Raw genomic sequence first — 23,774 nt, 5'->3', positions numbered from 1 at the left:
GCTGGCGGTCCTCTCCTCCAGCCGCCCAACCTCGCCCTTGTTCTCGCTCTGGCATCTGATCTGGTGCTGCGGGCGGAACAAGAGCCTGGAGGAGAGCAGAGCCAGCGGGGCTACTGGAGGGCCAGACAGCGGTGCGAAAGCTGGCTGTTCGAGAGCCGCTTGTTCCCGGCCCATGCTTAGCATTTTCCTTGACAGGGGGGGCATGATCTGCTAGCTTTTTAGTACAAGTGAGGAGGTTTATTCTCACGATTGACTCTCTTTGAGGAGCAAGCTCATGCAGTCTCCAGAGCCGGCAGGTACCTCGCAGGGCAGCGGCCAGAGCAAGCGCGAGCCAGAGGAGCCGATCGTCGCTGATCCCCCTTCTGCCAATGCGTCCGTGGGGCCTGCGCGTCAGACGCAGGAGCAGGCAATAGAACAGCCATCGTCTGCTGCAACCGCCGAGCCGGTGAGCGATTTCGTCTATCCGCCACCGCCAGCGTTTTATGAGCGTCTCGCCCCCGAGGTAGAAAAGCGCAGCGCTCAAGTGCAGCCTGGCGCTACCGCTCCGCGTGGAGAGCAGGCCAGACCTACTGCTGTCGGCGATCGGGATCGGCCAGCGGTTCCCACCTCGCCCTCGTCCTTGCCGCCGCTCACTGCTGGGGAGGCCCCTCATCGCAGGCAGGCGGCTCCTCCTGTCTCGCCTGTCTCCTCTCCCTCGCCCTATCCAGGCTGGCCCCAGAGCGCGGCTCCCGTCGCCGCCGCCCGAAGACGCTCGCGGCGCGTCATCTGGATCTCGCTCGGGATTCTGGCCCTGGCCTTTTTCGCCTGCATCGGTGTCGCCATCTGGACCTTCGCCGGTCCTTTCAAGCAACTCCAGCAGCAGTATGATGGCCTGACAGCGCTCGTGAACGACTACTATGATGATATCCAGCTCCGGGACTACGTTCGTGCTTTTCGGGACCTGCAGCCTGAAGGCTTCCACTCTCAACTCACCCAGCAGGAGTTTGTCCAGGAAGCACATGACTTTGATACTCGCTACGGGCCGGTCCTGAGCTATCGCATCCGTTCGTTACCGAACCTGGGCCTGGAGGATGGGCCAAACTATACCGTGGAGGTCGATGTGACGCGCACGCACTTGTCCTATACGGTCCTACTCACCGTGCGTCAGGTCGGCAACGGCTGGAAAATCATCGACTTTGATCGCCTCTGACCAGATCTTCCCTGACCGAGCCGGGCAGTTTCTCCTCCCTGGCGCTTGCTTGCGACAACGGCTGCGGGCGGTCGTCTTCGCTGGTCGGAGTAGAGCGAGTGACAAGAGGGGATCATAGCGATACAAAAAGCGAACCGGACATTCAGGACTGCCTGCGTCCGGTTCGCTGTGGAGGGCGCAAACCAGTAAGTAAAGCTACAACTCCTCGCCCTGGCTCTCTAGCAGACTAACTGTTATGCGCCGTAGTAGCATTCTGATTCTGATTATTCTGCGCAGAGAGGCGCGACTGCAACTTGGCCTGCAGCTTGGCCACCGGCGTCGGCGTCTCGCGTCCCACGCAGGCGCGCAGATCACCGCGGTAGAAGCGCCAGGTGCTGCCAACTTTGTGCCCTGTGAGCTGGCCAGACCACATCAGGCGGTAGAGCGTCGAGCGGCTGACGCGCAGATAATTCATGGCTTCTTTGAAGGTCAACAGCACATCGTCATCTTGCATAACTGGCATTGCCATCGATTCTCTCCTTACGACCGATTGATGAGTTCACCGCTCATAAAGAGCATTTCTCGGATACTGAGAGCTATATGTAGATATATTGCCTCAACGCTGGTTATCCTAACCTACCTTGATACACTTTTTTATGGAGATCCGGTTAACATCGGGTTAAGTTTTGGCCTCGATTGTTCTGCATTCATAACCATCGATACAAAAGAGAGGCGCGTTAGCGAGGCTGGCGGGGCGCTGGAGAGGAAGAGAGAAGGGAAGAGAGGCGACCCGCGTGGTAGAGCGCCATGCTGCTGAGGCGTCACTGCCCTCCTGGGAGCAAGCCAGGTGGGTGAGGGTCTGAGCGAGCGGAGCCTGGGTTGCTGCTAGCCGGGCGAGCGGGCGAGTGAACGAACGGTTGAGAAGAGAGCTAAACGACCCAGCGAGGCCGTACGGCAGGGCAGCGAGGCTGAACCACGGGCGGGCCGGGCCATTGGGTGGCGCTGCTTCTAGCAAGTGAAGCTTCCTCCCTTCGAGGCCGTCAAGACTCGACGGGTGTTGGGGCGGTGAAGGTATAGCCGACGCCGGGCACAGTCGTAATATAGCGTGGCTGGTTGGCATTCGGCTCGATCTTCTGGCGCAAGTGGCGGATATGCGTCTTCACCAGGCCCGAATCGCCGGCCTCATCGTAGCCCCAAACGCGTTCGATGATCATGTCGGTGGTCAGGACCTGACCGGTATGGGTCATCAGCAGATGCAGCAGGCGGCTCTCCGTGGGAGTCAGGCGGATCTTCACGCCATCGCGTACCACCTCATGGCGCATGGCATCCAGCGAGAAAGGTCCCACGGTGATTGTTGACGAGCTGGCGGAGCCACGCACATTGGAGGCCCGGCGGAGAATCGCCTTAATTCGCGCCAGCAACTGACGCGGGCTAAAGGGTTTACGCAGATAGTCGTCGGCTCCCAACTCCAGCCCGCGGATTTCATCCTCCTCCTGGTCGTGGGCTGTCAGAATCAGCACCATCGAATTGGTCTCATTGCGCATCTGGCGGCAGACCTCGAAACCGTCGATCTTGGGCATCTCAACATCCAGGATCACCAGGTCGGGCAGTGTCTCGCGCCAGCGCTTGATCGCCTGCTCGCCGTCGAAGGCGCGCACCACCTCGTAGCCATGCCCTTTGAGCCAGTAGCTCAGGATGTCCACCATATCGCGGTCGTCATCCGCTACCAGGATCTTCACGTGTCTTTCCTCCTGATTTGCAAGCCTGTAGCTGCTCTTCTCCCTCTAGTGGGGACGGATCGGCGTGTGTTCGTGGCTGTAGCCAGCCGGTCGAGCTTTCACTGCTAGTAACGGGTCGTGCTCAGGTGAGTAACAGCATGATACAATCTGGGCTACGACCAGTCACCTAATTGGCTACCTCGTCGTGTCAATCCTGGACACCTGGCCCCGGCGCTCCGCGCTACGCCGGCCAGGCAGGCTGGTATCGGGAAGAGGCAAGGCGAGGTGAGATGAGGCGCGGTCGCTGAATGTCCCTCTTCCCTACTGAGGAAGAGCCACTATCAGATTGCAAGACGAAGGAGCATAAGCAGCATGACGAGTGCTCAGTCCGCGGTGCCAGAGCGCGAGGAGTTGCTGACGCTGGCGCGAGCGGCGGCTCTGCAGGCCCACGCGCCCTATTCCCATTTCCGTGTTGGGGCGGTGGTGGTCGCTGATGGTCAGCTCTATCGTGGGGTCAATGTTGAGATCTCCAGCTATGGTCTGACGCTATGCGCGGAGCGGGCAGCCCTTGCTGCCGCTGTGAGCGCCGGGGCGCGCCGGATTACCCATGTGGCTGTAGCCTGTATCGATGCGCCGCCTACTGCTCCCGCCTCGGCGCGTACCCCGTGCGGAGCCTGCCGCCAATGGCTGGCCGATCTGGCTCCCCAAGCTGTCGTCTATATCGACGGTCTGGAGGAAAGCTTGACGGTCAAGGACCTGTTGCCTTACGCTTTCGCTCTTTAGCCGTCTGGGGGCGGGTGATGAGATCGGGCTGGACCGGCTCCGGCCCGATCGAGGTCTGCCCTGCCTGGCTGCCGAAGGCAAAATGTTGGCTGACCCTCTTCTTTTTTCTTCTGCACCTGCTTTTATCTTCACCGATACGATATCTGGTGAAAATGATCGATTTCTGGTACAATATAAGCAGCGTGTTCCAGCATGGCTGATTGCTGGCCATGCCGGCCCCAGTTAGGAAGTGTACCTTGCCAGCCGGTTGCTTGTTCCTTCAGCGCTGAGGAGGACATATGTTCCGAACATTCCAGCTGCCTACTCCTTCCATCGGAATTGAAGAAGAATTCCAGCTTGTCGATCCACAGACAGGCCGTCTTGTGCCCGGCGTCCACACCATTCTTGAGAAAGGAGCCTCTCAATTCGGCGAGCAGATCAAGCCCGAGATGTTGCAGTCTACGATTGAGCTGATCAGCCCTGTCTATCCCAACATCACCGCGGCGCGTCTGGAGACGCAGCAGCTGCGTGCCCGATTGGCGCGGCTGGTGACCCAGGAGGGCCTGGCGTTGGTAAGCGCTGGCACGCATCCGGGCGGCTTGTGGCAGGAGCAGCAGCGGTCTAACCATCCTCGCTATGTCGAGCTTGAAGAGGAATTTCAGGACGTAGGTCGCTCGATCCTCATTTTTGGCCTGCATGTCCATATCGGCGTCGAGAACAACGATATTGCCATTGCCCTGATGAACCAGATCCGCACCTGGCTTCCTCATCTGCTGGCGCTGTCGGCCAATTCGCCTTTCTGGGGCAACCGCTTCACCGGCTTGAAGTCGTATCGGGCTGTCGTCTGGAAGCGTTTCCCACGTAGTGGCATGCCGGAGGTCTTCCCAAGCTGGGGCGATTTTGATCACTATGTGCAGGCGCTCATTGCAAACGGCTGCATCGATAATGCCAAAAAGATTTGGTGGGATCTACGCCCCCATCCGTTCTTTAAGACGCTGGAGTTTCGCATTTTCGATATGCCAGCGACCATCGAAGATACGCTGGCGCTGGCGGCGCTCTGTCAAGCCCTCGTGGCGAAGCTGACCTGGCTCTACAAGCACGGGATGGGAATTCATGTGATGCCGCGCGATTACCTGGAAGAGAACAAGTGGCGTGCCATGCGCTATGGTCTCGATGCTCAGATCATCGATTTCGTGAACCATCGCACGCTGCCCATGCGCGATGCCATCCATGAGTTGCTCGACTTCGTCGATGATGTCCTCGATGATCTAGGCACGCGCCGCGAGATCAACTACTTGCGCTTCCTGCTCGATGATCCTCGTGGTACTGGGGCCGATCGCCAGATCGCTATCTGGAACGAGACCCACAGTTTCCTGGCTGTCGTCCACTACCTGATCAAGACGACGCTTGAAGGGATTCCTCTCGACTCTATGTCCGATCGACAGTCCCTGACAACCCGATCTGAGTGAGGTCCTGCCACTGGCCTGCCCTGGCTACCTGGTGCTTCGCCTGTACTTACTACCGGTTCAGATGCTCCCTATGGCTTTTCCTGTTGATAACGACGCTCTTAGGCGGAGGGGGGGATCAGCGTCTCTCGCCTGTGGGGGATGTCTTGTCTCAGCGGTGGCGGTGCTGTTATCCTGCTCGCTCCCTCGACCGCCTCCGAGCGCTCTCCCCCTGGCCTGCCGGGTGAGCGCCTTTCTGCGCCGTGCGGCTTGCGCTTCCCCGCGAGAAGGTGTATACTTCTCGGGAACAGACCACTAGCCAACACTGCGGGGAAGGTAAGGCGCTCGCTCACTGTCCTACAGGCAGGGGAGAGCGCTGCTCTTCTCCCTGTTCCAGGAGTTTCAGTAAGAGCGATGAAAGTCATTCTCCTTCAGGATGTAGCGGGGCTGGGCAAAGCCGGCGATGTGAAAGAGGTCGCCAATGGCTATGCGCGTAACTATTTGCTGCCGCGCAAGCTGGCTGCCGGTGCCACGCCGGCCTTGCTGGCCAATCGCGAGCAGCGTGTGGCTGCGGAGCGGCGCCAGCTGGAGAAGCAAGAGCAGCTCAATCGTCAGCTTGCCGAGCGTCTGAGCCAGGTCACGCTGACCTTCAAGGCGCGTGTGGGACGCAACGGGCGACTCTATGGCTCGGTGACAAGTCAGGATATCGCCGACGGCCTGCGCCAGGCCGAGGGCCTGACCATTGATCGCCGCCTCATTGATCTGCCCAGCCCGATTCGGTCGACTGGCACCTTCGAGGTTCCAGTGAGAGTGGCCCGCAATCTCGTCCCGCGCCTTACCGTGCGGGTGATCGACCAGGAGGCTACTGAAGCCGAGGGGGCTGCAGTAGCCGGACAGGCAGAGGCTGCGCAGGAAGAGTAAAGGGCGCCCAGCCCGGCCTGCTCTGGGCGCCCTCCTCACTGTTCCTTTCTTCTCTAAATCGTATCCTCCCTTACCACTTAGCTTTCCCTGCTCCGGCGGTCCCTTGCCCTTGTGAACGCTGCGGTGAAGCCAGGAAGCCGGCTTAGAGACGCTCGATGATGGTGGCGATCCCCTGGCCCACACCGATGCACATGGTGGCCAGGCCGTAGCGTCCGCCTCGCCGTTCTAACTCGTGCAGCAGTGTGACCATGATGCGCGCGCCGCTGCAGCCCAGGGGATGACCCAGGGCAATGGCGCCACCATTGACATTGAGCTTCTCTTCATCGATTTCTAGCTCGCGTACGCACTGCAGCACCTGGGCGGCGAAGGCCTCGTTCAGCTCAATCAGGTCGAGGTCGTTGATGCTCAATCCGGCGCGCTGCAGAGCCTTACGTGTCGCTGGAATTGGTCCCAGGCCCATATAGGCCGGATCAACGCCGGCGACCGCGGTGGCGACGATGCGTGCTCGTGGGCGCAGTCCCAGGGCGCGCGCCCGGCTCTCACTCATCATGACCAGTGCTGCTGCCCCGTCGTTAAGGCCTGCCGAATTGCCAGCGGTGACGGTACCTCCCTCACGGAAAGCCGGTTTAAGCGCAGCCAGCTTTTCCAGCGACGTATCGGGACGTGGATGCTCGTCTTTGCTCACCAGCCCCGGCTCGCCTTTTTTCTGGGGGATCGGTACCGGGACGATCTCCTCGGCGAAACGCCCATCCTGCTGGGCGGCGACGGCGCGCTGATGGCTGCGCAGGGCGTAGCGATCCTGTTCCTCGCGGCTGATGCCGTAGCGCTCGGCGACATTCTCCGCCGTCTCGCCCATGCTATAGGGGTAGTGCATCGCGGCGAGCCTGGGATTGATGAAGCGCCAGCCCAGGGTTGTGTCGTAGAGCGTAGCGCTGCGGCTAAAGGCGCTCTCAGCCTTGCCCAGGACGAAGGGAGCGCGGGTCATGCTCTCAACTCCGCCGGCGACAAAGGTGTCTCCGGCGCCGACCTGGATTGCCTGAGCAGCGCTGTTGATGGCCTGCAGGCCGGAGCCGCAGAGCCGATTGACGGTCTGGCCGGCCACATGAATTGGCAGGCCAGCCAGGAGCAGGGCCATGCGGGCCACGTTGCGATTGTCTTCACCCGCCTGGTTCGCACAGCCCAGAATAACGTCTTCGACGCTGCCAGGTTCAATACCGGCGCGGCGGACGGCTTCGGTGATCACCAGGGCCGCCAGATCATCGGGACGCACATCTTTGAGCGCTCCGGCGTAGCGCCCGATAGGGGTGCGCACTGCTGAGACGATTACCGCTTCTTCCATAGTTGCGGCCTCCTCTCGGGTTGCTGCTAACTCTCCGTTGATGGTGGAGACGGCTCGGTCTCTCAGGTAGGCTTCTGATGAAGTCTGGTCTGGGGATGGACCGCCGCCTCGTCTGTCTGCCTGCCAGACCAGACCGCTTTGGCCCGCTCAGCGTCCCTGGAATTGAGCGCGGCGCTTTTCGAGGAAAGCGCGCATCCCTTCGCGCTTGTCTTCGCTGGCGAAGAGCAGGAAGAAGTTTTTCCGCTCCGCCTCTAGACCCTCTTCCAGTGAGGTTTCGAAGGCGGCCAGCACGGCTTCCTTGGCCAGGCGGACGGCAATGGGTGGGCGTTCGGCCAGCTCTTTGGCGATCTTGAGGGCCTCTTTGAGATGCTCACCCTGGGGCACTACACGGTTGACCAGGCCCAGCTCGGCCAGCTCGCGTGCGCTGATCTGGTTACCCAGGAGCACCATTTCCATCGTGCGATATTTGCCAAGGGTGCGTGCCAGGCGCTGGGTACCGCCGGCGCCTGGAATGATGCCCAGAAGAATCTCTGGCTGACCAAACCGGGCGTTCTCAGAGGCCACAATGATGTCGCAGTGCAGAGCCAGCTCGCAGCCTCCGCCGAGGGCATAGCCATTGACGGCGGCGATCAGCGGTTTTTTGATACGCCGGATGCGCTCCCAGGCCTCGAAGCCCCCCAGAAGCATGTCGATCGGCGACTTATCTGCCATCTCTTCGATGTCGGCCCCTGCGGCGAAGGCGCGCTCGCCGGCGCCAGTGATGACGATACAACGAATGGCCTCATCGCCATCGAAGTCTTCCAGCGCTGTGCTCAGCTCGGCGACGAGCTGTGTATTGAGGGCGTTCAGCTTGGTGGGCCGATTGAGTGTGACGATGCCCACCCGCTCATCACGTTCAACCAGGATGTATTGATATTCTGCCATGTTTCTCCTCGTTGCCTTTGTCTGGGCTGCTGTGGTTTGAGCTACATCATCGGGCGAGTCAATGCCTCGCTGCACTCACTGTCTGGCGACGGTGAGAGGCCCCTACCTGCATCGGTCGGTGGCAGCGAGCTGGAGAATCAGCTGGTCCAGACGCCGTGCGGATCACACTCGCGGATCACGCGCAGCTCTTCTGGCGTTGGTGGAACTGTTTCGGCGCAGTCAGGAGCCAGGCGCAGCGGCCAGCCCGTCTCTTCCTGGACCTGCTCGATGCTGCTGCCGGGATGGTAGGACTGCAGCAGGGCCTCGCCAGTGGCTGGGTCAAAAGTAAAGACGGCCAGAGTGGTAATCAGCACCGCTGGCCCGCCGCGCGGCAGGCCCACACGCTGGCGCCAGGCCACGCCGGCAGGGCCCTGCTCATCGGGGTAGCCGTAGCCCGGGCTGGTCACGAAATCGACGCGCTCGCGCAGGCGGTGCCGTTCGTGAGGCATGATGATCGCCAGACGCTGAGCCAGTGAGGCGATATCTGCGCCGCCGCCGCTGCCTGGCAGCCGAACGCGTGGCTGCTGCCAGTCGCCGATGAGCGACGTGTTGAGATTCCCGTAACGATCAATTTCTGCGCCGCCGATAAAACCAAGCTCGATTTCGCCCGCGGCCATCAGGCCGATAACGTTAATGGTGCTGGTGGCCCAGAGCGCTCCGCAGATATTAGGTGCATCGCCCATAGTGTAGAGCAGCTCGCGGGCTGGCGTATCGCGAATCAGACCCGTTTCGAAAATACCAACACAGTTGGGGGCGTGAGTGCGCTTGGCCAGGGCAAAGGCCAGCAGTGGCAGGCGCATGCCAACGAAAACGCGCTCGCCATCGCGGATCTGGCGTGCAGCGCAAACGACCATCAGCTCACGAGGGGTATACTCCATGTCCCTATTCCTCCTTGCCTGGTAGTGCTCTCGCTCCTGGTGAAGGCTGGCTGACGGCACGGGGCTGCCGTGCCCTGGACCAGTCTGCTGCCGCGAGAGCAGAAGGGCCTCTCGATCAGTAGCCATAGTCGACGGGAGCGGCGTAGCGGTGCTCCTTGACACTCAGTGCGCCCCGGCGCGCTGGAGCCAGCTTCGCCATGTATTCCTGACGCGTCTTGAGGCCAAGCACCCACTCGTCCAGCCACTGCTGGAAACCCTCCGCTGTGCGGGTGCGAGTATGGTACTCATGGTAGAACTGATGGTCGCGATCGTAGTAGCCCTGCACTGCTGAGGGATGGGCGCCCCACGGCTCATGGACGACGGCACAGACTTTGTAAGAGGGTCCGATGACGCGGTTGGGATCGCTCGTGATGACTTCGCGTGATACGATCTCCTCAGCGACGATGATGACTTGACGCGCAGCAAGCATAGCCTCCTGGCAGATGCCAAGGCTGCCCCAGAGATGGGCGTTGCCGTCTTCGTCGCTGCGCTGGACGTGCAGGATAGTTACGTCGGGTTGCAGGGCCGGCACGAGCAGTAGGGGGCTGCCATCGAAAGGTGAGGAGGCCTGGAGAAAAGTTGAGTTTTTACGCGCGAGGTCGCTCCCCAGCAGCGAGCGCGTAGGGATATAGGGAGCGCCCAGGCTGGCGGCGCGCAGAGCCAGACCGATCGTGAAATTGCTATGGTCCTCGGTGACGATAGGGCGAGGCTGGGCCTGCTCCGTTGCGCGACGGTAGCAGTGGCCGAGGCCCTCGCTGACGTTGCCTACCCAGGCCGCTTGAATCTTCGCTACGCAGCCGGCCCCGATCAGTTGATCGAACAGGATGTCCGAGATTGGCCCGATCAAGGTCAGGTCGCGGCGTCCCTGGCGAATGATCTCGTGGCCCGCTGCGAAGGGAATACAAGGCTCCAGGGCCAGACCCAGTGCTACCGCAGCCCCGTCGGGGACATAGCGTCTGATCGCCTCGGTCATAGAGAGCAGCTTACTCATGTCGGTGTAAACTCCACGATCATGTTTGCGTAATCATCGGCCACGTAGATGTGGTCATGCTGGTCGGTGACCAGCCCCTGTGGTTCGATAAAGCCCTGGCTAGCCAGCGTGAAACGCTGGCCGGTGGCTAGCTGCATGCGGATCAGCGCATGCACGGCTGGTGCCAGGTCTATGACCAGCAGATTGCCGTGCCCATCCCAGGCTACGTCGTCCGGCATGCCGAAGCCGCCGAAGCGGGTCTTGTGCCCGTTGGGGCTGATGCGCCAGACCGCCTGCCCGCATTCATCTGCCACATAGACGTTACCTGCCCCGTCAACGGCGGCCCCTACTGGACGCACCATGCCGCTCGCCAGCGGCTGCAGGGTGCGTCCATCCAGGCTCATGCGATAGACCTCGCCGGTGGGGCTGTCCGGTACAATCAGGGTCTGGGTTGTACGGTCAAAGGCAATACCATCGATCCCTGCTTTGCATGGCTGACTGCCCGGTGTACCTGGAAGGGTGCGCAAGACCAGTGGCATCTGGGCGCCTGGCATCAGCAGCAGCAAACGGTTGGTGCGCTGTTCCGCTATGATGATTGTACCATTCTGGAGCACGACCAGCCCTTCTGGCGCCGCCAGGCCACGCGCGAGCACGCTCACTGTGCCATCGCGATTGAGACGGTTGATTGTACCGTTATGAGCGTCGCTGAAAAAGAGGTTGCCTTGCGCATCAAGGGCAAGGTCATCGGGTCTGCCGTAGCCGCGCAGGAGGAGGTGGCTGCGGTAGTGGCGTGCTACCACCTCTGTGCTGCTGGCTGTGGGGGGGATGCTGGCCGTGCTTGTTGGCGAGGGCGTGTGGGCGGGGCTAGCTGAAGATGAGGGAATGGCGGAGCCGGCGCTGCCACAGGCGCTCAAGATGAGCAGACAGAGGAGCAACGCCGAGAGAATCCTCGAATGCTCGCTTCGCAGCATAGCGTGTCCTTCCCGAAAAACCCCGAAAATGTGATCTGCCGCTTGGGAGTCAGCAACTGTCCGTGGCCGGACCTGGGCAGGTAGGCCCCTGACAAGAGGCTGGCCGTGGCTGACAGACAGGCCGGCCAGGCGCTGACTCTATTGCCATCGTATCACAAGCGGGCGTCTTGAGGGAAATCGGGACCAGAAGGCGAGTGGCCTGTCCTCTCCTGGTAACGAGCAGGTTGTGCTCGCTGGCTAGCGCTCCGCCACTGCCGTACTTGCTCAATCAGGCGCTTACGGGCGCGACTTCCTCGATCAGGTGGTGCAGCGTTTTGAGAGGAGCCCCGGTGCCTTTGGTGCCTGTGCGCCTGGTCATCACCAGCTCAGCGGCGATGCTAAGCGCGATCTCTTGGGGAGTGACGGCCCCAATATCGAGGCCGATAGGCGTGTGCACCTGCTCAAGGCGCTCGCGAGGGATGCCTGCCTTGAGCAAATTGCGAAAGATGTTGCGGATTTTGCCGGCACTGCCGATCATACCGACATAGGCGGCCTCGCTTTCCACTGCGGCGCGTAGGGCCTCCTCGTCAAGCCGGTGCCCGCGTGTGACAATGACTACCCAGGTTGAGGCATCCGGTCGCAGCTCTCGAATGGTCTGAGCGATGTCTCCGAAGACGAGCTGGACGCGCTCGCCAAAGGTACGAGGGTCTGCCAGATCACGACGGTCGTCTATTACCACAATGCGAAAGTCGAGGTCGGCGGCGAAGCGCGCTAGCGCCTGAGCCACATGGCCAGCCCCGGCAATGATCAGTCGTGGCTCCGGCGAGATGGCCTCGACAAAGACCTCCAGGGTCGCGCCACAGCTGCCGACGGCTTCGTCGGGGTCGATGTGAATATGAGTGAGGAACGAGCGCCCTTCCTGAAGAGCCTGCTGCATGGCTTTGATGGCCTGCTCGTCGGCGCGCCCTCCGCCGAAGCTGCCGCTAGCGCTGCCATCGGCATGGAGCAGCATGCGGACCCCGATATCGCAGGGTGCGGCTCCGATGGTCTTGACCACAGTGGCAATGCCAACGCGCTCGCCTCGTCGCAGCGCTGCTTGAATGGCCTCGTAGACGGCTGTGGGGCTGATGGCACTCATAGTTCTTCCCGTCCTCTAGCTGTTGCTCTCTGCGTGCTTCCCCTACTCAATGATTGAGCAGGACACTCTTCATTATAACACAGGAAAATTGCCGTCTCTTTGCTTGACAGGCCGGTTCTGTTCACGTATAGTGAGTAGAACAAGAGTCACAGTGTGACAGAGGTGTAGAGGCGCGTGTTAAGAGGGGTAACCTGGGAGCCTGGCCTAGGTGGCAGGTCTGCTTGCTGTGGCCATGACCTGCTGGCTGTTCTCTCTCTTGCCCTCCACAAGGTCTTGGGGACCCATAGTAGTGGTGAGCTTCGTCCCGAGATGCTTCAGAAGAGCCTACGCTTGGCCTATGAATATCGCTATTTCATGAAAACGCAGCTCTACCAACGTCTGCGGCTCTGGGAGCAGCACCATCCCGGCTTCACGCTCTTCCCGCCAGCCGACGAATAATTCTCCTTGGCTCGAAAAAGATCATCTTTTGTTATCTCATGATCAAAATGCCCTTCCGCTTTGACCCTCTCCTCTTGGAACGATTCTTTGGAGCACCTGACTTGGCCGCTGAGCATCCCTCTCTCGCTAAGCAAGCAGTTAGCTTGACAGATGCTCTTCTGCCGGGTACAATGCTAGAACATAAGTTCTAAATCTCCTGAGCAGTCGAGCTACGGGTATTCGTGCAGCGCCTGGGCGACTCGATCTCACAGCAACGACTCGCACAGCCTCCGGCGAGGTCGTTCAAAGAGGTTAGTCAGTCAGGCGCGGGGTGAGGAACAGTCAGAAAGGGAGACATTGTCTATGACATCTCTTGGTGAGCACTCTCATTCTCAGGGCCGTGAAGAACAGCGTCCACGCTTCAACCCGAGCGAGCACCTGCTACAGATCAGAAGCGGCAATCGTGGCGAGCTGCGCGACTACCTGCCTGTCCAGTGGCGGCTCGTCTGGTTCCGTGAACTCTGTCCCCAGGGGACCATTGAAACCGAGATGGTACACCTGGATCTGGAGCGTGAGACCGAGGAGGAGTATTACGGCTACAACAGCGAGACCCGACGCAACGAAAAGATGGTTCGTCGGGCCAAGGGTTTCGTCATCTTCCGCGCCGTCGTCAGGGACGGCAAGGGAGGCGTTGCTACAGGCACCAAGTCAGAGAAGGCTGCCAGCTTCCCCGATTTCATCGAGAAGGCCGAGACGGGTGCGATTGGGCGCGCCCTCGCTGCCCTGGGCTTCGGTACGCAGTTTGCCCCGGAGCTGGACGAGGAGCATCGCATCGTCGATAGTCCCGTTGAGCGGGCGGCCAACGCTACCAGTGAACAGACTCCAGAAGCGGCCTCTGAGTCGGAAGCTGCTTCCTCAACCGCCCGTGGGGCTACTCCCCCGCCATCCCGTCAGCGTGTCTCACGACCGGCCAGCGGGAGCGACCATGAGCAGGGCCTGATCACCGACCAGCAGCTTGCCAGTATCCGCAAGCTCTGCGATACCCTGGGCAAACCGGAGCCGAACGACCTCGCCTCCTGGAACTATGGGGCGGCGCGCGAGCTTATTCTGCAACTGAGCCGCGAGTACCGTCAGCGCAACGAGAGTCGCAAGGCTTCCTAGTGTGCACAAGCGAGGATAGCGCATGTCCTTTAAACAACTACAGTATGCCGAAAAGCGCATGCACAAGCTCTGGCGCGACATGGTCGTAGCCGGCGAGCGCGGCGCCTCACCCATCGAGCTAGAGCGCCTCTATGATGCCTACTTGCAAGCTCTTCAGAGCTACCTGCGCTATTACGAAACCTACCGCCAGGAGTCAGGTGGGATCGACATTCATCGCTGTGCCTGAAGAAAGAGAGTGCCCAGGCCCCCGGTTAGCATTGTCGCCTCTCCTCCTATCCTGGTCAGGAGCAGAGAGAAGAGGCGACACCGCGGAACGGGAGACGACCCGGGTCCCCTTGGACCTGGTCCCTCTCTCAGACCCGGTAGCCTGGGGTCTGGGCTAAGGGCGTGCTGACAGAGAGGACACGAAGCCTCGGATGGCCCGCGCCACTGCCTCTGGGGCATCGAAGAGCACCAGATGGCCGGCCTGGGGAATAATGCTCAACTGCGAACCCGGGATCTCCCGATGGAGACGCTGAGCATACTTCAGCGGAATCTGTTGATCTTCCTCTCCCCAGATGATCAGCACGGGCTTTCCCACGCGCGACAGATCGCTCGACACTGAATTCACGTAGTAGGGAATCAGGTTGCGGATGTGCTGATAAAGGACTTCCTTGTGCAGCTCGCTATTCCAATGGTTCACGAAGTCGTCGAGCATCTGCTGCTTGAACTGTTCAGGCCGTGCTGAAGCGGCGGGCAGCGTAGCCCGCAGATCGCGCAGCACCTCCTCGACACTCGCGCGCTTAGGAGCATCGTACTCCTGCCGCTCCTTCATCTGCGGCAGTGGCCAGTCCTCAGCAAAGGCGTGCAAATAGCAGACCGTATCGATCAACACCAGGGCCGCCACGCGTTCCCGACTCAGGCGCGTTGCCAGAATCTGGGCCACGCCACCGCCGAGACCGTGACCCACCAGCACCACATTGGTCAGCTGCAGAGCCTCCAGGAACATTGCCAGATAATCAGCGTGGCCCCAGACCGAGGTATCAGCCGGCCAGGGATGATCAGAGAGGCCGTGGCCCAGCAGGTCCAGCACATAGATAGCCCGCCCGCTGCTGGTCAGCGAGGGAATAACCTCGCGCCAGGAGAAGGCCCCTGCCAGCACATCGTGGAGCAGCACCAGCGCCCCATCGGTTCCATGCTCGGCCCCGTAGACATAATAGGTCACATTATAATGGATCAGGCGGATCGTGCGCCGTTCACCGGCGCCTGCCACCCGTGGTAGCTGTGCTGTACTCTGTGTCATTGCTTCTTCCTCACTCTTCCGTGCGCTGCGAACGAGCGTCTCTGCATCGCCCCTCTACATTCGCGCGTAGAGTCCTGGAACATTATAGAAAGCCCCAAAGCCTGCATAATGAGCTGTGCGCTCGCCCAGTTCTTCCTCAATCACCAGCAAGCGGTTATACTTTGCCACGCGCTCACTGCGAGCAGGGGCACCTGTTTTAATCTGGCCCGCATTGGTAGCCACCACCAGATCGGCGATCGTTGTATCTTCTGTCTCGCCTGAGCGATGAGAGACCACCGCTGTAAACGAAGCGCGCTTTGCCATCTCGATGGCCGCCAGCGTCTCCGTCAGGGTCCCAATCTGATTGAGCTTAATCAGGATGGAGTTGGCGGCCCGCTCCTCGATCCCGCGCTTCAGGCGGGTTGTATTCGTCACGAAGAGATCATCGCCGACCAACTGCACCCGTCCGCCCAGACGCTGACAGAGCAGGGACCAGCCTTCCCAGTCATCTTCTGCCAGGCCGTCCTCGATAGAGATCAACGGATACTCGTTGACCCACTGCTCATAGAGATCGACCATCTCGGTGGACGAGAGCGTGCGGCCTTCGCGGGCCAGCACGTATTTCCCATCCTGATACAGCTCGCTCGCAGCGGGGTCCATACCGAGACAGATATCGACGCCGGGGCGGTAGCCAGCCGCTTCGATTGCTGTCAGTAGCAGCTCCAGCGGCTCCCGATTCGAACTCAGCGAAGGAGCGAAGCCACCCTCATCGCCGACATTCGTATTATACTTCTTGCTATGCAAGACCTTTTTCAGGCTCTGATAGACCTCGGCCCCCATGCGCAGCGCCTCCCGGAAGGAGCGAGCCCCCACCGGCAGAATCATGTACTCCTGCATATCGGCGGAGTTATCAGCGTGCTTGCCGCCATTGAGGATATTCATCATTGGAACGGGCAGTACACTGGCCGAAACTCCACCCAAATAACGATAGAGCGGCTGGCCAAGAGCATTGGCCGCCGCGTGGGCCAGGGCGAGAGAGACGCCGAGAATGGCATTAGCGCCGAGCTTCCCCTTATTAGGGGTGCCATCGATCTGGACCATCAGGCCATCGAGTGCCACCTGATCTGTGGCATTCTGGCCGATCAGTGCTTCCCGCAGAGTCGTATTGACATGCTGGACCGCCGTCAGCACTCCTTTGCCGCCGTAGCGCTGACGGTCACCGTCGCGCAGCTCAACCGCCTCGTGGGCGCCTGTTGAGGCCCCCGAGGGGACCGCTGCCACACCGCGAGCGCCGCCTTTCAACCAGACCTCCACCTGGACCGTCGGGTTGCCACGCGAATCGAGGATCTCACGAGCTACCAGGTTCGCAATGACCGTACTTTCTCTGCTCACACCAGGCATAAAACGATACCTACCTCTCTCTACTCTGCTCAGATCTTATCGTGTTGCTAGTAGATGTGCACAATCGATGATAGCGCGGCGTTGCCCATCATTGCCGGCTGTATTGTAACGCGCGCCGATACTCGTGGGCAAGCATTTTCTTGGCAGCCGGCCTGACGAGCCGGTGCATCAGCCGACTTCTGGCGACTGGAAGAAAGAGCGTGGAGCTGGCGGAACGATGACTAAGGCCAGGAGCACAGGAACACGTTCAAGACCAAAGCAGCCGAGCACGATATAAATAGCAGCTGCCGGCCTGTCAGACCCACCTGACCCTCATTCCGCCTACGTCCTGGCGTGACGTCGGTCAAGGCAGGTAATTCAGGCCGGCTTGCCCACAGTTGAGCGGTCAGAGGATAACTTAGCCAGCGCTGTTAGTGCTGCGATTCGCTCTGCCAGGACGCACCTCAGCCAGGGCGCGCGCCAGCAGATCGGTATGCTCAGGTAAGCCCACAGTTACCCGCAGAACATTCTGCAGATACGGATGCTGGAAATAGCGCAAGAGAATGCCGTACGACTCTACGCTGGCGCGAATGTCCTCCACCGTAATTTCCTCATCGCAGACGCGCGCCATAATAAAGTTCCCTTGGGAAGGGACAGGCGCCAGATACGGCTGAGCGGCCAGCACCTGGAAGAGACGTTCGCGTTCCTGGATCAGGCGTTGCACGCGCTCCCAGACGCAGTCGAGGTGGGCCAGCGTCTCTATAGCGGCGATGTGGCCGGCCACATTCACCTCGAATGGACACTGAGCGCGTCGCAAGTAGCCAGCGATCCACTCAGGGAAGAGGCCGTAGCCGATGCGCAGCCCGGCCAGGCCAGCCCACTTACTAAAAGAGCGCAGCACCACCAGATTAGGATACTCGGGTACCAGGTGAGCCACGCCCCGCGGCTGCTGCGAGAACTCCACGTAGGCCTCGTCGACGACCACAATGCGCCCCGTCTCCAACAAGCGCAGGATATCCTCCTGGGCTACCAGATTACCGGTTGGATTATTCGGCGAACAGAGGACGATCAGCTTTGTCTCGGGGGTCAATGCTGACAGGATAGCCTCGACATCGAGATCGTAGGACTCTGTACGTGGGACCTCGATCACGTAGGCGCCGCAGAGCGTCGTCACTGTCGTATAGAGCGTGAAGGTGGGAGGGCAACAGATAATATTGTCCCCGACCGACAGGAAGACGTGCCAGAGCAGATTGATCAGCTCGTTGCTGCCGTGGCTGAGGACAATATAGCGCTCAGCCAGGCCCGTGAACTCGGCCAAGGCCCGCCGTAGAGCGGTGGAGTCTGTATCGGGATAATTGTTATAGGAGACGTACCGCCCCAGCGCAGCGAGCACTTGAGGGATCGGGCCATAGGGATTCTCATTGCTATTGAGCTTAATCAAGCGATCAATCGGGATACCTGTTCTTTGAGAGAAAGCCTCTAGCGATTCTCCTGGTACATAGGGAGCAATACGTTCGATCTCTGGACGGACCTGAACAACACGCGAGGCATATGGTTGCATGGGCTTATATATCCATCCTACTTTTCAGTATCAGCGTCCACGAAGATCTGGGCGGGACGGCGGATTAAGGAATTGCGTACAGGGGAACCAGAGCCGGTATTGCCGCGCAGAGGACCGCTGGTGCCGAAAGAGCGGAGGGACGTATGAGGAACGACGGGCTGCATTGCCGAAGTTTCCGGCAGCTGGCCGCCGGTAGCCTGCAGCATCTCCATGCCGCGACGCAAGGTCATCATATCCCGCAGGAAGCAAGCAACAGCGGAAGCGGCAGAACCCTTTTCGCGCGCGCTTTCGAAGCGGCGAGCGTTAGCCTCGCCGGCGTCCTGGGCCGCCTGAGCCAGCGGATCAGACGTGTGAGCGGCGAAGGTATCCTGGAAAATGTCGTCCCAGCTTGACCAGCGCCCACGCAGCGGTTTCCAGCCAAGCTGGCTATCGCTGACCGTGCGCCACTTTTCCTCGGTAAACTGAACCCAATCCTCGATCAAGCGGATACAAGACTCCAATTGCTGGCGCAGGCGTTCCTCCTCGGCGCTGTGGGACTGCGAGCCGCTCTGTGGGAAGCCCTCAGCGGAGGGAGCGGCCTGGCCATAGAAGCCGCTCTGGAAATAGGCGGGAGCCTGCTGCACGCCGGGGAAGAAGCCAGAGTTGCCGGGCAAGCCTGAGAAGTCCGCGGTCCCCTGACCGATCTGAGTCATGGGGCCTGTCTGGCCTGTTTGGCCTGCGGGCAGGCCCAGAACAGGGCCTTGTGGGGAAGCCAGCTCGCCCGTCACTGTCACCCCTCCGAAGGCGGGGTTGAGGCTCAAGATCGAGGAACCATCGGGCATCAGCATGCCCTCGGGAATGGTAGGCAGACCACCGATCACGATCTCCTCATGCCCGATTGCATCGAGAATGCGCCAGGCCAGTCGCGGGTGCTTAATAGCCCACCACAGGCGGCGCGCCAGAAAGGTACAGGCAAAGGTAAAGTTGACCAGCAGCCAGACCAGCCCGCGCACCGCCAGCCAGTTCACCAGACCGGCTATCACCATCCAGTACCAGGGATCATGTTGCCCTGCCTCCTCAATAATGGTCAGGACAACTGCCACGGTGAGGCTGGGATCGCGCAGAGGATTAATCACATCGATGATACGCCAGAACCATGAACGCTCTGTCTTCTTCAAGATACGCTCCTCTGACATCACACTACGATGCCGCTGTCTCTTATCCTTCGCTCGGCTCACAGCCCGCTGTCAGATCATACGAGCTGTCCAGATCGCCAGGCCCCGACGGCTTGCAGGCCAGCCCTTGCCTTTCTGCCTCAGCTTTCTTCGTGCGTTAGCGAGCGGGGCTGGCCCTGCCTGCTTCACTACTGTACCGTTCCGCCTTCCGTCGTCGCCCTCTGCCCTTCAGCTATCAGGTGGGCCTTGTCGGGGAGGGATTAGCCTTAGCTCTACGGCTCAGCTACTCTAGCTGACGAGCGAGCTACTCCTCATCGTCTGGCTCGCCTGCCGACTGTTCTGTTGCCGTCCTGCACCTAGCTGTACATAATAGCTGCGGGGCCATCTCTCGCTCGCCCCCGTTCCTGCTGCTCTGTGCCGTCGTTTTCTTCCTTCCGGTGTGACTTTCGGCGAACCTCATGCAGACGAGCGGCCTTCTGCAGCTAGCTCTCTCATTCGGCCATTCGCGGGACGATTCTAACATGAGCCCCTGCAGCCTGCAAGCTTTGCCGGCAGGACAGGGGCATATTGGGCTATCCTGACACACCACATCACTGCCATTTTTATTGTACCAGAGCCACGAGCAAGGCAAGGAAGCAGGCTCCCTTGTGGAGACGGCGGAGCGGTACTTTAGTACCTCTAGCAGATCCTTCAAGCGGCAAGGAGCGGGCGAACGAGCGGACAAGAGCTGGTCCCCAGGGAAAAGTCCGTGGGAGTCAGGCTAGCGCAAATACGGCTGTTGGAAGGCCAGCAGCTGGCTGATCCCCTCTTGCGCCAGAGAGAGCAATTCATCCAGGCGGGTGCGACTAAAGACGCCGCCCTCGCCGGTGCCTTGAACCTCGACGAAGTCGCCATGTGCCGTCATGACCACATTGAAATCAACCTCGGCCCGGGCATCCTCCTCATAGCACAGGTCGAGAAGTGGCTCGCCCTCGACGACACCCACGCTAACAGCGGCCACCGCGGTGCGCACCGGGTGAGCGGGCAGGAGACCGCGCTCTACCAGGCGGCTGCATGCCCGGTAAAGAGCCACAAAGGCGCCGGTAATGGCGGCAGTGCGCGTTCCGCCGTCGGCTTGCAGTACGTCGCAGTCAAGAATCAGGGTGCGCGTTCCCAGGGCCTCCAGATCCACGGCAGCCCGTAGCGAACGACCGATCAGCCGCTGAATCTCCTGAGTGCGACCGCTGATGCGTCCTTCGCGCTCCCGTGGTGTGCGGATAAGCGTGGCCCGGGGCAACATGCTATACTCGGCGGTGACCCAGCCGCGTCCGCTGCCCTCTAGAAAAGGGGGTACCTTCTCCTCGACAGTGGCGGCGCATAGCACCCGTGTTCGTCCGGTCTCGATGATCACCGAGCCCTCGGCATAGTCTAGATAGTCAACTGTCAGGCGTAGGGGGCGTAATTGAGTCTGAGAACGCCCGTCTGTGCGTATCATAAGCGAAGCCCTCTTGACAATTTCAACCTATTCAAAGCCTGGTTCCGGCTCATGAAAAATACGGAGGAAGGGGTTCCCTCTTGTTGCCAGTGGCGGCTTTCAGGCAGGGAAGGCCCCATTTCCTCTGCGAATTATGGTACTATACATAAGGGTGTCTCCAACAGAGGTATCTGACCGTGCGTCACCTAAAGAGGGCAGAGAAAGGTCTGCGTTCCCTCTCGTCGCCTCTGTCTTCTCGTACCTTTGCGGGAAGGTAGGCGGCGAAAAACGCACACCGACCAGGCCCGAACAAGGAGGGAGCGGACAAACAAGTGAGACAGCGAGAGAGATGAAGAGCAGCAGAAAGTCGCAGCCGAAGCGCGAAGAACCTGTTAGAAAGGACCAACCTATGTCTGCGCATAAAACGCTGCATCCTGCGCAAGCGGAGCCACTCCATGCGCATCGCCTCATTATTGCGACCAACCGCGGTCCCGTTGAATTTTATCTTACACAAGATAAAGTGTTAAAATCTCGACGAGGAGCGGGAGGAGTCGTCACAGCTCTCATCGAGGCGGCCAGTCGCATGGAAGTCACTTGGGTGGCAATGGCGATGACAGAAGGGGACCGTCTGGCGGCGCGCAGCGCTGAAGCTGAGTGTGGACGTATTCCCTCGCCGCTGCCGAATCTCAAGATGCAGCTCCGCTACGTCGTCATTCCCAAGACGGCTTACCGCAAGCACTATGACATCATCAGCAACCGCGTCCTCTGGTTCCTGCAGCACTATCTCTATGATCCCAGCAGTAACTCCTTCAATTATCAGCGGTTGCAGGATGCCTGGAGGAACGGCTATCGGGTGGCTAACCAGGCCATTGCCGAGGCGGTGAATGCCGAGATCGAGCGTGCTGAGACCACACCGGTGGTTATGCTGCACGACTATCACCTCTATCTGGTGGCCGCTATGATTCGTGAGCGGCACCCTAGCATCATCACCCAGCAATTTATTCACATTCCCTGGCCAGACAGCCGTTGCTGGCACTTCCTGCCCAGCAACATTACGCAGGAGATTTATCGTGGCCTGGTGGGCAACGATATCGTTGGCTTCCAGACCGAGCGCGATGCGCGCAATTTCCTGGAAGGGGCGCGGACCATTCTCGAAGGGGCCGAAGTCGACTTTGAAGAAGGGACCGTTGTCTGGCAGGGACACCGCACGCTGGCGCGAGCGTATCCGATCTCGATCTCGGTGACTGAGGAGCGGCGCATTGTCCAGAGCCTGGCTGGGCGGAGAGCTGCCGAAAAAATCCTGCCCCTACTAGGCGAACAGACGATCATGCGTGTCGACCGTATCGAGCCGACGAAGAACATTCCTCGAGGCTTCCAGGCCTATGCCCAGATGCTGGAGGAGCATCCCGAACTGCGGGGGAAGGTAAAATTCCTGGCCTTCCTTGTTCCTTCGCGTCAATCACTGCCCGAATACAAGCGGCTCAACAGTGAGGTGCTCAAGCTCGTCGAAGAGATCAACGCCCGCTATGGAGATGCCAGCTGGAAGCCCATCGAGGTCTTCTGCGACAACGACCGTACACGGGCATTGGCCGCCATGCAGTTTTACGACGTGCTGCTCGTCAACCCCATTATTGACGGTATGAATCTGGTAGCCAAGGAAGGAGCGGTGGTCAACAAGCGCAACGGCTTGCTTGTGCTCTCGCGCACTGCTGGCGCCTTCCAGCAGCTTGGCAAAGCAGCCATTCCGACTTCGCCTCTGGATGTGGCAGAGACCGCCGAGGCGCTCTACACTGCCCTGACGCTTCCGCCCGAGGAGCGTGAGCGGCGGGCCAGGCTGGCCCGTCAGATCGTGGAGCAGAACAATCTGCAGACCTGGCTCACCCGTCAGATTGAAGATATTAACGAGCTACTTGACCTGGCTCGTTTGGCCGCTGAGAACGAGGAGCGGCAGCGTGAACAGAGTGAGCCAGAGAGTGAACCCGAGCTTGCGCCCAGCCCGTTGTCTCTTTCTGCAGGATGACCCTGCTGCTAGATGCCGCTGTCTTCGGGCTGGCAAGAAAAGCGCGTGGAGGTAATCCACTACGCACGCTTTTCCTGCCAGCCTGGCGAGGACGCCCCAGCCTCACCCTCCAGGAAGATCACCATTTCCTCTAGCAAGGCCGCCATGCCGGCCACTCCCTCGACGACGAGATCCGCCCGCTCCAGGAGTCGAGGGGGGGTATCGGCGTGGCGCACGGCGATCGTCACCGCTGCCGGACAGCTCCCCTCTTGGCGCAGGCGAATCAGGGTCTCTACTCCATCCAGGTCAGTGGTGTCATCCCCCGCGAAGAGCGCACTGCGCAGCTGATGCTGCTCGATGAAGCGCTGCAGAGCCTGGCCTTTGTTCAGGCCAGGTACGCGTAGTTCGACGGCCATCTTCCCTTCCGTGAGCAGGAGGCCGCTCTCCTGCGCTGGCTCCCTCAGCAGCTCCAGGATCTGCTGTCGGGCCTGGACAGGATCGGGGCAACGGCGGTAATGGATGGTCCCGCCGATACTTTTGTATTCAATCTGCGCGCAGGGGAGCGCTAGCGTCAGGTGCTGCTCCGCCAGCGCCAGCAGCCGCTGCGCTGGAAGGCGGTAGGCTTCGGCCTCTGGAAGCAGCCTGATCGGGTGGTGCTCAGGGAGACCCTCCGCCCACTCCAGGCCGTGATTGCCGATGTAAGTGATCTCGTCGACCCCTACCAGCGCCGCGGCACTGGTGATTCCTCTACCTGTGACCACCGCCACCCTGGCATAGGGCCGCAGACGTTCCAACAGAGATGCCACGCCTGGAAAGAGCCTGGCTGCTTCAGGGGTTGGAGCAATGGGGCTGAGTGTGCCGTCGATGTCGAACGTCAATCCACAAGGGCGGGTCAGTAAGACATTGCGTAGTACGGCAGTCAGCATAGCGGCGTGGTACTCCTTTGCCTAAATCTCGTTGTCGTGGCGCGCGCACGGCTGGCCTCGGGCATAAGGCCGTGCGCATTGCATTCTATCATGCGGTGTTGCTGCACTGCATTACACGTGGTACTATGTAAAGAAAAGCAAGGCGTTTCAGATGCGCTTCCTTACCGCAGG

General features: G+C 60.4%; 21 protein-coding genes. 7 read left to right on the top strand and 14 right to left on the bottom strand.

Features of this window, described 5'->3' with window-relative positions:
- Positions 1-274 precede the first annotated feature (274 nt).
- The gene (locus KTAU_RS05630; RefSeq protein ID WP_151727410.1) at positions 275-1,189 is read left to right on the top strand and encodes a hypothetical protein; all 915 of its coding nucleotides are present in this window, start codon (positions 275-277) and stop codon (positions 1,187-1,189) included.
- Between the two features lie 226 nt (positions 1,190-1,415).
- Here the strand turns inward: KTAU_RS05630 and KTAU_RS05625 are convergent, their stop codons facing one another.
- Both KTAU_RS05625 and KTAU_RS05620 read right to left on the bottom strand, forming a co-directional pair.
- On the bottom strand, positions 1,416-1,697 hold the full coding sequence (locus KTAU_RS05625; protein WP_069806128.1) for a helix-turn-helix domain-containing protein: 282 nt from the start codon (positions 1,695-1,697) through the stop codon (positions 1,416-1,418).
- Between the two features lie 511 nt (positions 1,698-2,208).
- Entirely contained in the window at positions 2,209-2,907 is a 699-nt protein-coding gene (locus KTAU_RS05620) for a response regulator transcription factor (protein ID WP_052887662.1), read from the bottom strand.
- 303 nt (positions 2,908-3,210) lie between these two features.
- Here KTAU_RS05620 and KTAU_RS05615 point away from each other — a divergent pair, with 303 nt between their 5' ends.
- The 3 genes from KTAU_RS05615 to rplI all read left to right on the top strand — a co-directional run bounded on the left by KTAU_RS05615 (position 3,211) and on the right by rplI (position 6,014).
- Positions 3,211-3,669, top strand: a complete 459-nt coding sequence (locus KTAU_RS05615) for a cytidine deaminase (RefSeq protein WP_151727409.1) — start codon at positions 3,211-3,213, stop codon at positions 3,667-3,669.
- Positions 3,670-3,947: 278 nt separating this feature from the next.
- Entirely contained in the window at positions 3,948-5,117 is a 1,170-nt protein-coding gene (locus tag KTAU_RS05610) for a carboxylate-amine ligase (RefSeq protein ID WP_151727408.1), read from the top strand.
- A 390-nt stretch (positions 5,118-5,507) separates the two neighbouring features.
- Positions 5,508-6,014, top strand: a complete 507-nt coding sequence (gene rplI, locus KTAU_RS05605; protein ID WP_151727407.1) for a 50S ribosomal protein L9 — start codon at positions 5,508-5,510, stop codon at positions 6,012-6,014.
- A 142-nt stretch (positions 6,015-6,156) separates the two neighbouring features.
- On the opposite strand, the gene pcaF is transcribed toward rplI, so the two are convergent.
- From pcaF to KTAU_RS05575, 6 genes are all read right to left on the bottom strand, one after another.
- Positions 6,157-7,353, bottom strand: coding sequence for a 3-oxoadipyl-CoA thiolase (gene pcaF / locus KTAU_RS05600; RefSeq protein WP_151727406.1), 1,197 nt, complete (start codon positions 7,351-7,353; stop codon positions 6,157-6,159).
- Positions 7,354-7,500: 147 nt separating this feature from the next.
- Positions 7,501-8,277, bottom strand: a complete 777-nt coding sequence (locus KTAU_RS05595; RefSeq protein ID WP_151727405.1) for an enoyl-CoA hydratase-related protein — start codon at positions 8,275-8,277, stop codon at positions 7,501-7,503.
- A 137-nt stretch (positions 8,278-8,414) separates the two neighbouring features.
- Complete coding sequence (locus KTAU_RS05590) at positions 8,415-9,194, bottom strand: CoA-transferase subunit beta (protein WP_151727404.1); 780 nt, start codon at positions 9,192-9,194, stop codon at positions 8,415-8,417.
- A gap of 115 nt (positions 9,195-9,309) precedes the next feature.
- Positions 9,310-10,224, bottom strand: coding sequence for a CoA transferase subunit A (locus KTAU_RS05585; protein ID WP_151727403.1), 915 nt, complete (start codon positions 10,222-10,224; stop codon positions 9,310-9,312).
- The gene (locus KTAU_RS05580) at positions 10,221-11,174 is read right to left on the bottom strand and encodes an NHL repeat-containing protein (RefSeq protein WP_151727402.1); all 954 of its coding nucleotides are present in this window, start codon (positions 11,172-11,174) and stop codon (positions 10,221-10,223) included. Before KTAU_RS05580 ends, KTAU_RS05585 begins: the two co-directional genes overlap by 4 nt.
- 268 nt (positions 11,175-11,442) lie before the next feature.
- The gene (locus tag KTAU_RS05575; protein ID WP_151727401.1) at positions 11,443-12,291 is read right to left on the bottom strand and encodes an XdhC family protein; all 849 of its coding nucleotides are present in this window, start codon (positions 12,289-12,291) and stop codon (positions 11,443-11,445) included.
- Positions 12,292-13,071: 780 nt separating this feature from the next.
- Here KTAU_RS05575 and KTAU_RS05570 point away from each other — a divergent pair.
- On the top strand, positions 13,072-13,869 hold the full coding sequence (locus tag KTAU_RS05570) for a hypothetical protein (protein WP_151727400.1): 798 nt from the start codon (positions 13,072-13,074) through the stop codon (positions 13,867-13,869).
- 22 nt (positions 13,870-13,891) lie between these two features.
- On the top strand, positions 13,892-14,095 hold the full coding sequence (locus KTAU_RS05565; protein ID WP_151727399.1) for a hypothetical protein: 204 nt from the start codon (positions 13,892-13,894) through the stop codon (positions 14,093-14,095).
- Between the two features lie 153 nt (positions 14,096-14,248).
- Here the strand turns inward: KTAU_RS05565 and KTAU_RS05560 are convergent, their stop codons facing one another.
- The 5 genes from KTAU_RS05560 to rph form a co-directional block, all read right to left on the bottom strand.
- Entirely contained in the window at positions 14,249-15,151 is a 903-nt protein-coding gene (locus KTAU_RS05560; RefSeq protein WP_151727398.1) for an alpha/beta fold hydrolase, read from the bottom strand.
- 54 nt (positions 15,152-15,205) lie between these two features.
- Positions 15,206-16,531: a phosphopyruvate hydratase gene (eno, locus tag KTAU_RS05555; protein ID WP_151727397.1), complete on the bottom strand. Its 1,326-nt coding sequence runs from the start codon at positions 16,529-16,531 to the stop codon at positions 15,206-15,208.
- A 397-nt stretch (positions 16,532-16,928) separates the two neighbouring features.
- Positions 16,929-18,071, bottom strand: coding sequence for a histidinol-phosphate transaminase (hisC, locus tag KTAU_RS05550; RefSeq protein WP_151727396.1), 1,143 nt, complete (start codon positions 18,069-18,071; stop codon positions 16,929-16,931).
- Positions 18,072-18,088: 17 nt separating this feature from the next.
- Positions 18,089-19,228, bottom strand: coding sequence for a hypothetical protein (locus KTAU_RS05545; protein WP_151727395.1), 1,140 nt, complete (start codon positions 19,226-19,228; stop codon positions 18,089-18,091).
- Positions 19,229-19,985: 757 nt separating this feature from the next.
- A complete protein-coding gene (rph, locus tag KTAU_RS05540) occupies positions 19,986-20,699 on the bottom strand; it encodes a ribonuclease PH (protein ID WP_151727394.1) in 714 nt (237 codons plus the stop codon).
- 388 nt (positions 20,700-21,087) lie between these two features.
- Here rph and KTAU_RS05535 point away from each other — a divergent pair, with 388 nt between their 5' ends.
- The gene (locus tag KTAU_RS05535) at positions 21,088-22,698 is read left to right on the top strand and encodes an alpha,alpha-trehalose-phosphate synthase (UDP-forming) (RefSeq protein ID WP_170293080.1); all 1,611 of its coding nucleotides are present in this window, start codon (positions 21,088-21,090) and stop codon (positions 22,696-22,698) included.
- Positions 22,699-22,757: 59 nt separating this feature from the next.
- On the opposite strand, the gene otsB is transcribed toward KTAU_RS05535, so the two are convergent.
- Entirely contained in the window at positions 22,758-23,603 is an 846-nt protein-coding gene (otsB, locus tag KTAU_RS05530; RefSeq protein ID WP_151727392.1) for a trehalose-phosphatase, read from the bottom strand.
- Positions 23,604-23,774 lie beyond the last annotated feature (171 nt).

The sequence above is a fragment of the Thermogemmatispora aurantia genome (genome assembly GCF_008974285.1).
Taxonomy (GTDB): domain Bacteria; phylum Chloroflexota; class Ktedonobacteria; order Ktedonobacterales; family Ktedonobacteraceae; genus Thermogemmatispora; species Thermogemmatispora aurantia.
This window is presented reverse-complemented; position numbering and strand designations above follow the sequence as displayed.

Coding starts and splice junctions, on each gene's coding strand:
- KTAU_RS05570 (WP_151727400.1), top strand. CDS start 13,072: ATGACATCTCTTGGTGAGCACTCTCATTCTCAGGGCCGTGAAGAACAG.
- eno (WP_151727397.1), bottom strand. CDS start 16,531: ATGCCTGGTGTGAGCAGAGAAAGTACGGTCATTGCGAACCTGGTAGCT.
- rph (WP_151727394.1), bottom strand. CDS start 20,699: ATGATACGCACAGACGGGCGTTCTCAGACTCAATTACGCCCCCTACGC.
- KTAU_RS05610 (WP_151727408.1), top strand. CDS start 3,948: ATGTTCCGAACATTCCAGCTGCCTACTCCTTCCATCGGAATTGAAGAA.
- KTAU_RS05630 (WP_151727410.1), top strand. CDS start 275: ATGCAGTCTCCAGAGCCGGCAGGTACCTCGCAGGGCAGCGGCCAGAGC.
- KTAU_RS05560 (WP_151727398.1), bottom strand. CDS start 15,151: ATGACACAGAGTACAGCACAGCTACCACGGGTGGCAGGCGCCGGTGAA.
- KTAU_RS05535 (WP_170293080.1), top strand. CDS start 21,088: ATGTCTGCGCATAAAACGCTGCATCCTGCGCAAGCGGAGCCACTCCAT.
- pcaF (WP_151727406.1), bottom strand. CDS start 7,353: ATGGAAGAAGCGGTAATCGTCTCAGCAGTGCGCACCCCTATCGGGCGC.
- KTAU_RS05565 (WP_151727399.1), top strand. CDS start 13,892: ATGTCCTTTAAACAACTACAGTATGCCGAAAAGCGCATGCACAAGCTC.
- rplI (WP_151727407.1), top strand. CDS start 5,508: ATGAAAGTCATTCTCCTTCAGGATGTAGCGGGGCTGGGCAAAGCCGGC.
- KTAU_RS05590 (WP_151727404.1), bottom strand. CDS start 9,194: ATGGAGTATACCCCTCGTGAGCTGATGGTCGTTTGCGCTGCACGCCAG.
- KTAU_RS05580 (WP_151727402.1), bottom strand. CDS start 11,174: ATGCTGCGAAGCGAGCATTCGAGGATTCTCTCGGCGTTGCTCCTCTGT.
- KTAU_RS05625 (WP_069806128.1), bottom strand. CDS start 1,697: ATGGCAATGCCAGTTATGCAAGATGACGATGTGCTGTTGACCTTCAAA.
- KTAU_RS05575 (WP_151727401.1), bottom strand. CDS start 12,291: ATGAGTGCCATCAGCCCCACAGCCGTCTACGAGGCCATTCAAGCAGCG.
- KTAU_RS05585 (WP_151727403.1), bottom strand. CDS start 10,224: ATGAGTAAGCTGCTCTCTATGACCGAGGCGATCAGACGCTATGTCCCC.
- hisC (WP_151727396.1), bottom strand. CDS start 18,071: ATGCAACCATATGCCTCGCGTGTTGTTCAGGTCCGTCCAGAGATCGAA.
- KTAU_RS05595 (WP_151727405.1), bottom strand. CDS start 8,277: ATGGCAGAATATCAATACATCCTGGTTGAACGTGATGAGCGGGTGGGC.
- otsB (WP_151727392.1), bottom strand. CDS start 23,603: ATGCTGACTGCCGTACTACGCAATGTCTTACTGACCCGCCCTTGTGGA.